15 protein-coding genes are annotated in these 12,125 nt (G+C 37.7%); 3 read left to right on the top strand and 12 right to left on the bottom strand.

Annotated elements, in window-relative coordinates; genetic code table 11:
* Positions 1–13: 13 nt before the first annotated feature.
* Both V7112_RS21460 and trmB read right to left on the bottom strand, forming a co-directional pair.
* A complete protein-coding gene (locus V7112_RS21460) occupies positions 14–859 on the bottom strand; it encodes a YtnP family quorum-quenching lactonase (RefSeq protein WP_335423594.1) in 846 nt (281 codons plus the stop codon).
* A gap of 114 nt (positions 860–973) precedes the next feature.
* Positions 974–1,618 carry a tRNA (guanosine(46)-N7)-methyltransferase TrmB gene (gene trmB, locus V7112_RS21455; protein WP_335423592.1) on the bottom strand — a complete coding sequence of 215 codons (645 nt, stop codon included), beginning with the start codon at positions 1,616–1,618 and terminating at the stop codon, positions 974–976.
* Between the two features lie 192 nt (positions 1,619–1,810).
* Here trmB and V7112_RS21450 point away from each other — a divergent pair, with 192 nt between their 5' ends.
* Positions 1,811–2,089, top strand: coding sequence for a YtzH-like family protein (locus V7112_RS21450; RefSeq protein WP_229140937.1), 279 nt, complete (start codon positions 1,811–1,813; stop codon positions 2,087–2,089).
* Here V7112_RS21450 and V7112_RS21445 read toward each other — a convergent pair.
* The 9 genes from V7112_RS21445 to V7112_RS21405 form a co-directional block, all read right to left on the bottom strand.
* Positions 2,084–2,872 carry a phosphotransferase family protein gene (locus V7112_RS21445; RefSeq protein ID WP_335423700.1) on the bottom strand — a complete coding sequence of 263 codons (789 nt, stop codon included), beginning with the start codon at positions 2,870–2,872 and terminating at the stop codon, positions 2,084–2,086. The two genes, V7112_RS21450 and V7112_RS21445, sit on opposite strands and share 6 nt — an antisense overlap.
* Before the next feature lie 298 nt (positions 2,873–3,170).
* Entirely contained in the window at positions 3,171–4,106 is a 936-nt protein-coding gene (locus V7112_RS21440; protein WP_335423590.1) for a diacylglycerol/lipid kinase family protein, read from the bottom strand.
* A 118-nt stretch (positions 4,107–4,224) separates the two neighbouring features.
* Positions 4,225–4,974: an NERD domain-containing protein gene (locus tag V7112_RS21435; protein WP_335423588.1), complete on the bottom strand. Its 750-nt coding sequence runs from the start codon at positions 4,972–4,974 to the stop codon at positions 4,225–4,227.
* Between the two features lie 143 nt (positions 4,975–5,117).
* Positions 5,118–5,804, bottom strand: a complete 687-nt coding sequence (locus tag V7112_RS21430; protein ID WP_335423586.1) for an LrgB family protein — start codon at positions 5,802–5,804, stop codon at positions 5,118–5,120.
* The gene (locus tag V7112_RS21425; RefSeq protein ID WP_335423584.1) at positions 5,801–6,190 is read right to left on the bottom strand and encodes a CidA/LrgA family holin-like protein; all 390 of its coding nucleotides are present in this window, start codon (positions 6,188–6,190) and stop codon (positions 5,801–5,803) included. Before V7112_RS21425 ends, V7112_RS21430 begins: the two co-directional genes overlap by 4 nt.
* 15 nt (positions 6,191–6,205) lie before the next feature.
* Positions 6,206–6,775 carry an RNA 2',3'-cyclic phosphodiesterase gene (gene thpR, locus V7112_RS21420; RefSeq protein ID WP_335423582.1) on the bottom strand — a complete coding sequence of 190 codons (570 nt, stop codon included), beginning with the start codon at positions 6,773–6,775 and terminating at the stop codon, positions 6,206–6,208.
* A 134-nt stretch (positions 6,776–6,909) separates the two neighbouring features.
* Positions 6,910–8,319, bottom strand: coding sequence for a dipeptidase PepV (gene pepV, locus V7112_RS21415; protein WP_335423579.1), 1,410 nt, complete (start codon positions 8,317–8,319; stop codon positions 6,910–6,912).
* An 11-nt stretch (positions 8,320–8,330) separates the two neighbouring features.
* Complete coding sequence (locus V7112_RS21410) at positions 8,331–9,479, bottom strand: ABC transporter permease (protein WP_335423577.1); 1,149 nt, start codon at positions 9,477–9,479, stop codon at positions 8,331–8,333.
* Positions 9,472–10,194: an ABC transporter ATP-binding protein gene (locus V7112_RS21405; RefSeq protein ID WP_335423576.1), complete on the bottom strand. Its 723-nt coding sequence runs from the start codon at positions 10,192–10,194 to the stop codon at positions 9,472–9,474. Before V7112_RS21405 ends, V7112_RS21410 begins: the two co-directional genes overlap by 8 nt.
* Positions 10,195–10,549: 355 nt before the next feature.
* Here V7112_RS21405 and V7112_RS21400 point away from each other — a divergent pair, with 355 nt between their 5' ends.
* Entirely contained in the window at positions 10,550–10,768 is a 219-nt protein-coding gene (locus tag V7112_RS21400; RefSeq protein WP_335423575.1) for a DeoR family transcriptional regulator, read from the top strand.
* A gap of 125 nt (positions 10,769–10,893) precedes the next feature.
* Here V7112_RS21400 and V7112_RS21395 read toward each other — a convergent pair whose 3' ends face one another.
* A complete protein-coding gene (locus V7112_RS21395; RefSeq protein WP_335423574.1) occupies positions 10,894–11,613 on the bottom strand; it encodes a pseudouridine synthase in 720 nt (239 codons plus the stop codon).
* Positions 11,614–11,739: 126 nt separating this feature from the next.
* Between V7112_RS21395 and V7112_RS21390 the strand changes: the two genes are divergently transcribed.
* Positions 11,740–11,931, top strand: coding sequence for a hypothetical protein (locus V7112_RS21390; protein ID WP_335423573.1), 192 nt, complete (start codon positions 11,740–11,742; stop codon positions 11,929–11,931).
* Positions 11,932–12,125 lie beyond the last annotated feature (194 nt).

Below are 12,125 nucleotides of genomic sequence, written 5' to 3'. Positions count from 1 at the left end.
TATAAGCCTTTTTTTATTTCCGAACTTTTTTCAAGGAATCAATCACTTCTCCTGCTTGATTCCATTTTATTGCCCGATAATAAGCATCATGATAAAAAACATACCATGCTTCTTGTTCGAGCCCCTCACCCATCCATTTTTGTTTTTGCTCAATTGATTTCATTGGATAATCATCATATGCCATTACCCATAACACATTTTGATGTGCATGAGTTGGCATAATATCAGCCATATGAATCGCTTTTTTCTTTTGGCTTTCAAATAAGATGATGGAATGACCATCACTATGACCACCTGTATGTACCATTGTAATTCCTTCGATAACTTCAAGCTTCTCAGTAAATATTTTCACTTGATGTTCAATTGCTTCCCAATTCTCCTTCCAATATGTCGCTTTTGAACGGATATTTGGATTTCGCATTTCTTCCCATTCTACGCTAGAAGCATAAATGACAGCGTTCTCAAATGTAGGAACCAATTTATCGTGTTCCCATTTTGTAAGACCACAAGCATGATCAAAATGAAGATGGGTCATTAAGACGATATCAATATCGCGCGTTGTAAGTCCTAGTTCTGCTAATGATCGATCAATTGAAGATTCCTCAAAAACGCCAAAATTTCGTTTCAGTTTATCTGTTAGTTTTCCATTGCCAATTCCAGATTCGATTAAAATATTCTTTGTACCTGCTTTAACAAGAATTGGATCTGTTCGAAGCTCAATTTGATTTTTTTCATTATGTGGATACTTTCTTGACCATAATGGTTTAGGGACAACGCCAAACATAGCCCCTCCATCTAAATTTGTGACTCCGCCATTAAGCCAAGTAAGTGTAATATCACCAATTACCAGCTGCTCCATTCTTTCCCCACCCCTCTAGGCATGATGCCTTCATTTTATCATTATTCTGCGAATTTCGGCTCGCCTTTTAATAAAAAAACCCATAAACCGAATGGTTCATGGGATAAGTGAAGGCTATTTATTTTGATATCGAACTTCAGAGCGATAAATGGGATGTCCCATCTCTGAAAACTTTTCTTCGTACTCTGTCATGATATTTCCTTCAAAATCAGATTTATGCAAATCAAGACTTACAAAAGTTAAAAGGAGACCATATTCCGAAAAACTTTTAAGCGAAAATTCAAATAACCCTCGATTATCTGTTTTAAAATGGATTTCCCCCTCATCAACTAGAATATCCTCATACATTTTTAGAAATGTTTTGTAGGTTAAGCGACGTTTATCATGACGTGACTTTGGCCAAGGATCACTAAAATTAAGATAAACGCGGTCTATTTCATCTTTTTCAAAAAAGTCCCTAAGGTTAACTGCATTTTGATTTAATAATTTGATATTCGGAATGTCTGCCTCAATGACAAGGTCTAAAGCCGAGACAATCACACTTTCATATACTTCTATCCCGATATAGTTGATATCAGGATGTGCTTTTGCCATTTCCGTAACAAATCTGCCTTTTCCAGTACCTACTTCTATATGAATCGGATTATCATTTCCAAAAATTTGATTCCAGTTCCCTTTATGTTCAACTGGATTTTCGATTACGTAATGTGGGTATGACGCTAATTTTTCCTTTGCCCACGGTTTATTGCGTAAACGCATGATTGCCACCTCATTTAAGTTATATCGCACAAAAGAATAACATGTCCCTACCATTCGTGCAAGGCTCTTTTATAATTTTTGCCTCCAAAAAAGAAACCCACCGATGGGTGAGTTTCCAGTTTTACACCGTATAAAAAGAAGCGTTTCATGGAAATGTAGTATATAGACAACATCAAAAAGGAAGTGTTTGTAATGCCTCTAGATCATACACACCAAATGGATATTTTAAAAGATATATTATCCAATCATCAAATGGATTGCTGTGGTACAGTTTCTGAATGTGAACAATTAGGAAGATTAATTCAATCACTAATTGCAAATCCGAATATTGACCAGAGTGTAAAACAAGTTTTAACTGACGTCTATTCGTATAGTCAGCAAGGTCAATATACCCAGCATCTTGATAACCATATTGAATCTCATCAAAATCAAATCAGTCAGTGGATATCCGATATTGACCAATACTCATAGTAACTTTTCTAAATATTGCAGCCAATGAAGAACTTCTTTATCCTTCTTTTTAAGCTGATACCATCCTAAGAGATTTAGTGATTGGGCAACCACATACCATTTCATACGGAGAAGTAAATGATCCGTTAATTCCATTCCGTAAAGACTGATCCAATTTGGCCAGTCTTCTTTTTTTATATACCAATGTAAAAGCATACCAATATCTACGGCAGGATCCGCAATCATCGCTCCATCCCAATCAATTAAGTAGAGTTCATTATCATCTGATAATAACCAATTATTATGATTGACATCTGAATGGCAAACGACGTTTTGGTTCGTTTTAACATTATCTTGTTCTTGCTCTAAGAAATGGATAGCTTTGTTCACAATATCAATTTCAAGTAAATCAGGATGTAATTTGCTTACAACATCTTGTAGCACATCCTTAGCTTCGATAGGCTTCTTTCCTATACGTCTTAGCATTTCTAAAAGTTCATCCGACTTGTGAATTTTTTTTAGTAAGCCTGCTACATTTCCACCAATCATGTCAACTGGCTTTAGTTCTCTACCACTTAGCCACTGTTGTGCAGTCACAACATCACCATTTTCCAAGCGTTTTGTCCATATTAACTTTGGGACAATACCCTCTGCAGATAGAACGGCCAGGAAAGGGGATGAATTTCTTTTTAGAAATATTTTTTTATCTTTTAATTGGGCAAAATACGCGTCTCCCGTTGCACCACCCGCTGGGGAGAATTCCCACTCGTTGCCTAATACGTATGTAAGCCAGTTTATCTCCAATTTCAACACAACATTTCCTAATAATTATAAATAGAAAAGCGCAAGGCGCGCAGCCTTAGGTGACAAGCATAAGACGAGCGCTGACAGAAGGAGCACTTACCTTCCGAAGCGATTGACTTAGACCAGAGAACCGATGGCGCCTGAAGCTAGACATTAAAAAAGACAGCTATTGATGATCTATATAACAATAGCTATCTTACTAAATTTTAGCGTTCAAATACAATTAAAGTCAAGAAAAAGTAACAATTTAGCTAGGATAAATAGGAAAAACAACACTGGTAAATGATACCGATTAGTCTTATTTGACTAAAAAAGGAAGTTTTCGATGTTGGACTTCCACCTGTACAGGGAGTTGTCCAATTAATTCACCATCTGCATGCACTAGCATTTTCTCATCCGATTCTACCTTGATATTTATTCCTCGATGTTGAGCTATTTCTTTAAACCTTGTATGAGCCCCAAAGAACACAGTGACAAAAACCAATAAGAGCTTTATTCTTGAAAGATTATGAACGACAATAACATCAAAGAAACCATCCATTGGTTTAGCTTTTGGGGCAATTTTCATACCCCCACCATAAAATGGCTGATTTGATACTGTTACAAACCAAACATTCTCATATTTAAAATCTTTTCCATCTACATGTAACGAAACATCCGTAAGCCGGTAGGAAAAAAGAAGGCGAATAAGGGCTCCAACATAGGCTAAAGACCCCAAATGAATTTTATTTAAATACTTTTTCATTTTCGATTCATTTGTTAACTTCGAAACTGCTGCATCAAAGCCAGTACCTAAGCTACTCACAAAATAAGAACTAGTTGATTTTCCTCGAATCTTGCATTTTCCGATATCAAACCATTTTCCCTTACTTGCCTTGTTACGAAGTATAAAGGTAAGTGCGGCTAGTGGTGACTTGGGAACATTAAATCCTCTTGAAAAATCATTTCCAGACCCAGCAGGGATAAAGCCCACTTTTATCTCGGGGTAATACACCATGCCACCCACTACCTCATTAATCGTTCCATCCCCGCCAACAGCGATAACGGCCTCGACCTTGTCTTCAAACATAGAGCCTATTTGCCGTGCCAATTCCTGCGCATGATTTGGGTATTTTGTAAAGAATGAACGGTAATAGACTTTTTTCCGTTCAAGCTCTCGCTTGAGCTTGTTCCAAACCTTTAATCCCTTTCCATTTCCAGCCTTTTGATTCACAATAAAAATTAATAGTTTCATAGTTTTTCCTCTAGACGATACGACATTCATGCTTTAATAGTATTTTATAATTGAAAAGAAGGCAATACAAAGAAAAGTGGCATGCTCCTGGAACTAGACACGAGGATGCTTATGCATCCTAATCCATTCTACGCACACAAACTGTCTGACAGTATTGCAGTAGAGCATTGCCTGCTTTTAATTGCATATGTTTTAATGGAGAACTCATTTTCCTTAAAGAAGTAAACCACTCTTCATAATTTCTTTTTTCCACTAATTCTACATCATAAGGTACAAGCGGAAAATCAAAGTAACCTGTTCGATTCAGAATCACTTTTCGAATGGGCAGATCGATTCCATATAGAGAATAAATTGTGCGGACAATCCCATCCATCCGATCAAGTTCAATCATCGGTGATAACACTTTTTTATCATTGCGCCCGCTTTTTTCTGTCCAAAAACGTTCATTTGAACCTAAAAACACACTGTTTTCATCACCTTCAAGGATCGTGATAAGCCAAGTTGTTGTAGGGCTAATGATAATGATTTCCACTTCAACTGGTGCTTTTTTCAATTTAAAGATTGGCCTATATAGAACAAGATAGGTATCCGGAAATCGCTGGAGGAAATATTTTAAATTCGGATCCTTGTATAATTCCATGTCGACATACGATTTTTCGCGGACCGTTGAACTTGCCCACTTCATCTGAAAATCGAAAATATGATCAAGAAATTGTTGTTTAAGTTTATCAATATCAACAGCTTCTGTTTCTTTTGCTTTCGTCTTACCCCATTGTTGCTTTTTCAGGCGGATGAACTGTCCGGGATACCGAAACATATCCACCTCATACCGTGAAACATAATCCATCATTTTTATTAATTGTCCCAATTAATTACACCCCTTAAGAAAAGCGCAAGGAGCCTGCATATCGGCGACAAGCACAAAACAAGCGCTGACAGAAGGCGCTTCTTTCCTTCAGAAGCGATTGGCTTGTGACCTCGAGCCGATGGCTCCTGGAGCTAGACATAATCCTATAGTAAAAGAGAAACCAATATCGGCAATATAATCGACGTATAAACAGCGCTCAGGATCATCGCAATCGAGCTTATTGCTCCTTCGTTTGTTCCTATTTCCAGCGCCCTTGATGTACCAATTCCATGTGATGCGGTTCCGAACCCCAAACCAACTCCCACAAAGTGATCGACCTTCACCATTCTTAAAAGGTATGGACCAAACATCGCTCCTGAAATTCCAGCAATCATAACGTACACAGCCGCAAGCGCAGGAACTCCACCTGTTACACTTGCAATATCCATCGCAACCGGTGTTGTAACGGATTTTGGAGCAATTGATAGCATGATTTCAGGATCTATTGCTAATACTTTTGAAAAATAAAGACCAGTTGCTATTCCAGTCGTTGAACCTACAAAAATACCTATAATAATTGGCAAGAAAAACTCTTTTAAAGATTTGCGATTTTGATATAAAGGATAAGCCAATGCTACAACAGCCGGGCCAAGTAGTTCATCAATCCATTTACCACCCAACATATATGTTTCATATGGTATGGAGAAGATGAGTAAGAAAATAAGGATTATAAATGTAGTTGTTGCAATTGGGACAAGCAACGGGTGAGTAATTCGTTTATACAGCCTTGTCATCAAAAGGAAAATAATAATCGTACAAACGATTGAAGCAGTAGTAAAAACGATGTTCACGCCCCGAAGCCCTCCTCGACATTCTTGTTTTGCTTTTTTCTGGTCGCCATTTTTTCACCTGTTACACCTGAAATTAGCATGACAAGAAATGTACTCACTAACACAATGGCTACCGTAATAATGCCCTTACCGTTAAAAAATGATAAATAATCCATAATCCCAACGGTTGCCGGTACAAAGAGAAGTGCTAAAATGTTGAGTAGAAATTGTGCCCCATCCCCTAACCATTTTTCTTTGATTATTTTTGTCTGTAACAATAAAAATAACAAAATCATCCCAATAATACTTCCAGGTATGGATGTGTGTAAAAGCCCTTGGATCAAGGTTCCAACCCAATAAATCAAATACAAAAGGGCGATTTGAATACAAATCTTAACATATCTCATTGAAAATTCCCCTTTTTAACTCAATGAAAAAATAGATAGTGGTTGATACTTCGGTGAGCGATTCAGGTGAGTTTGGTATAACACAAAATGCTCCGCTTTAAAGATTGATTTATCTTCCTTTGGCTGTACGATTTCTTTTAGGTGTGTCGGCAAAAATGGACTTCCCGAATTCCATCTTCTCGCCATAGTAATATGCGGAGTAAATGGTCGCTTATCAAGGGAAAAGCCCAAGTCTGTGCACGCTTCATAAACATCTTTTTGCAAAGCACCTAATGACTCGCTTTCCTCTACTCCCGCCCACAGGATTCGTGGGGAATCTGATTTTCCAAAGGTTCCTAACCCATTTAATTGAAGAGTAAAGCTTTTATGTTGCTTCGCGATTTCAGGCATTTGCTTTTTGATTGCAGTGAGCTGCCTAAATGATGCCTGCCCTCCTAAAAAGGCAAGCGTAATATGTAAATCCTCTGGATGAACCCAAGACTTAAACGATAGTCGCGGTTCAAGCATTTCTCGCCATTTGTATAATAATTCTTTTGTTTCGGCTGGAAGTGCCATTGCAAGAAAATAATGGGTTTGCTGCTCCATTTGAAAGCCCCTTTTATTGTCATTTAGTATTCAATTATTTTAGCAAACTTTGTGGGAAAGGGAAACTCAGCATGGAGCTAGCGATGGCAAAAGTCAAAACAAAAACCCGCCATCGGGCGGGCAACCATTTACTCCTATTTTGCCAATTCATATATCGCCTGAGCGTAGATGGCGGTGGCTTTTAACAAGTCATTCACTAAAATAAATTCGTCCTTTTGGTGAGCAACATCAGGTCGTCCTGGGAACAAAGGTCCAAACGCAACACCCGCTTCTAAGGACCTGGCATATGTACCTCCACCAATTGAAACCAAAGTCGCTTCTTCACCCGTCTGTTCTTCATATACTTTTTGAAGGGTTTGAATTAATGGATGATTCTTATCCACATGGTGCGGTGCAGAATTGCTGTAATTCACCAACTCAAAGCCCATTTTCTCACATACTTCTTCAAGTTTCTTTTTCGTACCATCCATATCATTTGTTACAGGGTAACGTAGGTTTAAACCAAGTCGTCCACCTTCTGCTGATGAATATGAAAGTTTTCCAACATTTATGGTTAAATCTCCCGTGATGTCGTCACTATAAGCAACCCCTAAGCCTCTTCCCCTTGAATCACCAACAAAGTACTCATTCACAAAGCTTAAATAATCCCTTGCTCTTTCATCTAATGAATATCCTTGTAAAAAGGATGCTAAATAAAGACCGGCATTTTTCCCATGGTCTGGCTCCATACCGTGTGCGGATACCCCCTCCAACTGAAAAATAATGGTATCCTCATCACAAATGCCTCGACCCATTAATAAGTTCTTGTCTAAAAACTCCTGAAATTCATTGACCATTTCAAGTAAAGCGCCTTTACCCTCAAGCTTTGCCTCCGCAAAATCCGGGACCATGTTATAGCGACGGCCAGAACTGAATGACTCTAAATGAAGCCCAGAATCTGAAGAAGCTTCAGATTTTTGAACAAGGTCAAAATCTGCAATTCCTTTTTCTGCGTAAATGATTGGAAAGTCTGCATCAGGCGCAAAGCCCATTGTCGGCATTTCCTCCTGTTTGAAATAATGGTCAACACAGCGCCAATCACTTTCTTCATCTGTTCCAATAATCATTCGAACACGCTTTGATAACGAAAGGTTTAATTCCTTGATTATTTTCATCGCATAATACGCAGCCATTGTTGGTCCTTTATCGTCCAATGAGCCTCTTGCAATGATTTTCCCATCATGAATTTCTGCACCGTATGGATCACTGGACCAGCCATCTCCTTCTGGCACAACATCAATATGGCATAAAATCCCGATTAATTCTTCTCCTGAACCCATTTCAAGATGCCCCGCATACCCATCAAGGTTTTTAGAGGTAAAGCCATCCTCACTGCCTTTATCCAATAAATAATGAAGTGCCTCATCAATTCCAGCCCCAAATGGTGCAGTTGGGGTTCCATTTTCCTCATCAAGGACACTTTTTATTCTCAAGAAATCCTGAGTATCTTTTATAAGTTGATCTTTACGTTTTTCCACTTCTTCAAGCCAGTTGATTTGTTCCATCTGAATTCTCCTTACAGTATGATGATCATGATTAATAATAGTCCCATTATCGATATTACAGGAAGCGAAATGAAATTCACAATATAGTGTTCCGCCTGGATTCGAATAATATCATCTTTTCTTACGTTAACAATAAAATGATTGGACATAATCCGATTACCTATAATCTTTACCCACATTCTTAGAACGATAATAAAGCCAATAAAGATTATACATTTGATCCAGATTGGGGGGATGATAAGCAATGCTGCCGTTGTAATGCTTGTAATTTGCAAGCATTGAAATAAATAGGACTTGTTCCGGAAAAATACTTTGATACATATTTCTTGCAAGCTTCTTCTGCGATTGCGATTTTTGTAGATCCGTTTTGAGTTTCGATAAAAAAATGGACTCCGTTTCTTTTGACTCGGTACTTTTTCCACGTATTCGGAAAAAGCAAAAATACTTTTTACATACGTAAGCTTTGCTTGCTTCTCTATATCAACATCGGTCGAAAATGTTGTAAGTCTCCTTATCCTTTTAGAAGAGTTCACCAAAAATAAAAGCCATTGAATAAGACTGGTGAACCATAGAAATAAAACAGACGTATTGAAGGCCCATTGTACTAGTGTTATGGAGAACGCCCAAATTATTACAAAAACCAAAATCGTGTAAAAGCTTTTTTTCCATATTGAAGCAATACCATCTAGGGACTGTTTCCACCCAAGAATGAGTGCCTTTAAGCTGATAAAATAAATCGCTAATCCAAGAATTTCATTCAAGGTTAGATTGTAATGATGTATTAAAATGGGTACCAAAATTGTAATTAAAAATAGGATCCCAACACTATAACCAGTCACATATAGATTTCTTGTCCATTTTTTCAAAGCTAAAATGAGGGAACGCTTTTGTAATAAAAATAATTGATCCGCTTCCTCCAAAAATGTCCGAATGCGGCCCTGCCAGCAAAACAGATAAAGCAAGCTTAATATAAATGGAAGTGGGATATGATTGACCCAATTTGGAATTTCAGACCACCATGTATAATAATGGTAACCTCCAACTGCAATGATAGGAACGAATATATATAGAAAAATCGTCCAGTCTACAACACTTCTAAATATTCCCCACTGATACGCTATTTCCTTACGAAATCGAGTAATAAAAAGTTTTTTATTCATGGGTTGACTCACCTTGCACGATTTGGTTAAAGCAATGGAGGAGCGAGCCTTTATGTAGATTAGCTTTTCTGCGGATGCAATCAAGATTCCCTTGAGCTTTTAGTCTTCCTCCTGCTACCAATAGGAATCGATCGCATACTTTTTCGGCAGTATCTAGCACATGAGTACTCATCAAGATTCCCGCACCACGCTGTTTCTCCAATTCGATAAGCGTTAAAAAGTCCTGCATCGCCATCGGATCTAAACCAACAAATGGTTCATCAATTATATAAATATCAGGTTTTATCAGAAACGCGGTAATGAGCATTACCTTTTGCTGCATTCCTTTAGAAAATGTACTTGGAAGCTTATGAATCACTTTTTCCATATGGAAAAGCTTAACTAGTTTCATTGCCCTTTCATTAAAGTCCACATCTTCAATCTCCATTACACCTGCAGCCAAGTCGAGATGCTCCCATAAAGTCAATTCGTCGTAAAATACCGGTCTTTCAGGGATATACGCATATGTATGGTTATTGATAAAATCAATTTTTCCATTGGCATTTTCTAATAATCCAAGGATTGTTTTTATTGTTGTGCTTTTCCCAGCACCATTCGGTCCGATTAGCCCAACGATTTCACCTGGGTAGATTGAAAAAGTAAGGTCTTCAATAATCTTATTATTTTCTTCATAGCCAGAATTCTGAATCGAGACTTTCAATAATGTCTGTTCCACAAAAAATCCCTCCACTCCTTCATACGTTATTTCCCGCAAAAAAGTTTCCTTATTTTGACCAAGGTTTACCAAAATGTAATAAAAATGTAAAAAACAGAATAGTAGAAATAATTTATGATAATAATAGAGAGAGAAAAGAAGATATTTGACAATTTATGTAGAAATAGTCATACTATTCAGATACAACTATATATATATAGCAAACGCACCTGTAAAGAAATGAGGTGAAAAAGGACATATATATACGTTTGTTCGCTTGATAATGTGATACCTGTTGCAAAACGCTATTTTTGGATATCAATAAGGTAAGACTGAGGCATGTTTATCATGTACAACAATGATAAGGAGTGGTTTTTTGAAGCCTTCAACAAACCGTATGTTAACTCGTATCAAATCAGTCTACATGTTTATTAACGAAAAAGGGACTGTAACAACACAGGAGCTTGTGGATGAATTTGGAACTACATCAAGAACTATTCAGCGTGATTTGAATGTTTTAGCATATAATGATTTGGTTCGCAGCCCTAGCCGAGGAAAATGGACCATCACAAAGAAGAAAGTCAAAATATCGTAACACTACACTAGGGGCGCATGAAGAAGGTAGCAAATAACTTAACACTAGAAGGCCTTTTCATACAGATACATATGGAGAAAATAGAATCTGATGAGAAAAGGGCTGTCAAACTAAGACAGCCCTTGTTAATTTTTTGTATAACCTTTTAAAAGCATAACCTCTTCATCCATGAGCTCACGATATTCACCAAGCTCAAGCGTATCATCTAGTGGCAATGGCCCCATTTTAATTCTTTTCAAATAGACGACACGTTTCCCTACTGCCTCAAACATTCGTTTTACTTGATGGAATTTTCCTTCCTCGATGATAATTTCAATCTCAGAACGTAAGCCACTGCTTATGATTGTAAGAGTAGCCGGCATAGTCTCATATCCATCATCAAGGGTAACTCCGTTTCGAAAAGCCACCACATCCTCCATAGTTACCTCACCTTCAATGATGGCTAAATACGTTTTTGGAACATGCTTTTTTGGAGAAAGCAATTGATGAGCAAGCTGCCCATCATTCGTTAAAAGTAACAGTCCTTCCGTATCCTTGTCCAAACGCCCCACTGGAAATGGCTTGTAGACCGTATCCTCCATTTCTAACAGGTCTAATACTGTATCATGTAGATGATCCTCAGTTGCGGAAATGACTCCTTTAGGTTTATTCAACATTAAATAGATGAATTCCTTATATTCAATCACTTCACCATGAACAGTAACCGTGTCAGATTCCACCTTTACTTGCTTACTAGAATCTTTGATTGAAACTCCATTTATTTGAACAGCTCCTGATTTTAATAAACCTTTAACCTCTTTTCGACTTCCAAAACCTCGATTGGCAAGTAATTTATCAATTCGCAATGCAATTTCCTCCTTTACCTGTGCGAATACCTATCTTTATAAGAATAGGCGTTTTATTCATTGCACAAACGCCCTATAAACATACACTATTACTGTAATTTCATAAAGATAAGGAGCGATACTACTATGTATTATTATGATTATCGACAACAGCAGCCATTCTTCCCAGGATTCCCTGGAGGTGGCGGTGCAAACATTAACCGTCGTCTCGATCAACTAGAACGTCAAATCCAAAGACTAGATAACCAAATTGAGCGTTTAGATCGTCGTGTTGATCGAATTGAACGCCGCTTAGGATTTCGTGAATACCAAGACTAACACCTTAAGAACCTTCTAACCCGGGATAACTCGCACCACACACACAAATTAAGAATTCGAAAAAAAGGCTGTCGCTTACTGCACAGCCTTTTTCCTATCCCTTGATAAAAATGCAAATCGATTACCAATTAGGACCTCCAATAGGCGTGAACGATATGCTAAATATAGGTATGTAACAGCACCGACACCTACAC

Origin of the sequence: Bacillus sp. JJ1566 (assembly GCF_036962685.1) — a bacterium.
Lineage (GTDB): Bacteria > Bacillota > Bacilli > Bacillales > Bacillaceae_L > Ferdinandcohnia.
This window is presented reverse-complemented; position numbering and strand designations above follow the sequence as displayed.

Coding starts and splice junctions, on each gene's coding strand:
- pepV (WP_335423579.1), bottom strand. CDS start 8,319: ATGGAACAAATCAACTGGCTTGAAGAAGTGGAAAAACGTAAAGATCAA.
- V7112_RS21460 (WP_335423594.1), bottom strand. CDS start 859: ATGGAGCAGCTGGTAATTGGTGATATTACACTTACTTGGCTTAATGGC.
- V7112_RS21410 (WP_335423577.1), bottom strand. CDS start 9,479: ATGAATAAAAAACTTTTTATTACTCGATTTCGTAAGGAAATAGCGTAT.
- V7112_RS21390 (WP_335423573.1), top strand. CDS start 11,740: ATGTATTATTATGATTATCGACAACAGCAGCCATTCTTCCCAGGATTC.
- trmB (WP_335423592.1), bottom strand. CDS start 1,618: ATGCGTTTACGCAATAAACCGTGGGCAAAGGAAAAATTAGCGTCATAC.
- V7112_RS21450 (WP_229140937.1), top strand. CDS start 1,811: ATGCCTCTAGATCATACACACCAAATGGATATTTTAAAAGATATATTA.
- V7112_RS21425 (WP_335423584.1), bottom strand. CDS start 6,190: ATGAGATATGTTAAGATTTGTATTCAAATCGCCCTTTTGTATTTGATT.
- thpR (WP_335423582.1), bottom strand. CDS start 6,775: ATGGAGCAGCAAACCCATTATTTTCTTGCAATGGCACTTCCAGCCGAA.
- V7112_RS21440 (WP_335423590.1), bottom strand. CDS start 4,106: ATGAAACTATTAATTTTTATTGTGAATCAAAAGGCTGGAAATGGAAAG.